Source organism: Thiolapillus sp. (assembly GCF_048562965.1).
GTDB classification, from domain to species: domain Bacteria; phylum Pseudomonadota; class Gammaproteobacteria; order Chromatiales; family Chromatiaceae; genus Thiolapillus; species Thiolapillus brandeum_A.
On record NZ_JBHNMF010000905.1, the window covers coordinates 1 to 1,150 of the forward strand.

1 protein-coding gene is annotated in these 1,150 nt (G+C 56.9%); it reads left to right on the forward strand.

Annotated elements, in window-relative coordinates; translation table 11 throughout:
• Positions 1-116 precede the first annotated feature (116 nt).
• On the forward strand, positions 117-776 hold the full coding sequence (locus tag ACOCD2_RS21065) for a type II toxin-antitoxin system HipA family toxin (RefSeq protein WP_293675250.1): 660 nt from the start codon (positions 117-119) through the stop codon (positions 774-776).
• Positions 777-1,150 lie beyond the last annotated feature (374 nt).

Genomic DNA, 1,150 nt, shown 5'->3' on the forward strand with positions numbered 1-1,150 from the left:
ATAAAAACCAATTTCCCGCAGGAATGGTCCTGCGGGATTGATCGCTGCTCGGAAATGAACACAAAGAAAAGCCGGGGTTTGGTCCCCGGCCAATGAAATCACATGAGGTACATCAAATGAAGCTGCCTTCCCTGCGTGATACAGTGTCCCCGGTTCCCATCGAGGCAGCCTGTCTGGCAACAGCAGCGGATTGTGGTTTTTCCGTGGCTCGATCCCGGCTGTTGGATGAGGGGCTGGCTCTGCTGCTGGTGGAGCGGTTCGATCTCACCTCCCGGGGCGGGAGGCGACACATGGTATCGTTCAAGACGCTGCTCAATGCCGAACACCATTACAACAAAAGTTATCTTGATATCGCCCGCCTGCTGGAAATTCATTCCGCCGATCCTGGGGCGGACAAGGCGGCTTTGTTCCGGCAGATGCTGTTCAATGCCTGTATCGGCAACACCGACGATCACCTGAAAAACTTTGCCCTGTTGCATGATGAACAGGGCTGGCGGCTGTCCCCAGCCTATGACCTGGTGCCCACCTTTCCCCTGCAGGCCAGAGCTGAACACGTGTTGCGTTTCAACCTGGACAACCGGCGTCCTGACTGGATCAACGTGGAACAGCTGGGCCGTGCCTTTGGTTTCTCGACCGTGAGGACCCGTAACCTGATCGAACAGGTGCTGACGGGATTGTCCGGACTGGAGGGGCAGTTGCAACAGTGTGGGGTTCCCGAGGAGACGGCCCTTTCCCTGCTCCGTCATGTGGCGACCTATATCGGTCAATACCGCTGAATCAGCAGATGCGGTATTGCCGGGGCAGGCAGCAGGCTGACAGCGTGACCTGTTACGCATCAGATCATGCCAGTCCCGCGATCCGACTGGCGCTTACGTGGGTACACCTCAGAGTCCCGTCATCTAAATCTTGGCTGGGGTGGTATCTGATCGGAAAAACGCCGTAAATACATTCCTGTAGGCTCCGCGTCGGCATCCCTGCCTCCGATGTTTTCCGATCAGACACCACCCCGCCTTATCAATAACTTAGGAACTTAGTCGAGTAGATCGGCCATTGCTGGCTTTCACCCTCACAGAACCGGACGTGCGGATTTCCCGCATCCGGCTCTTCCGAGCAGGTCACCCGGATTGAGCGGGAGCCAATTGTCTGGGCG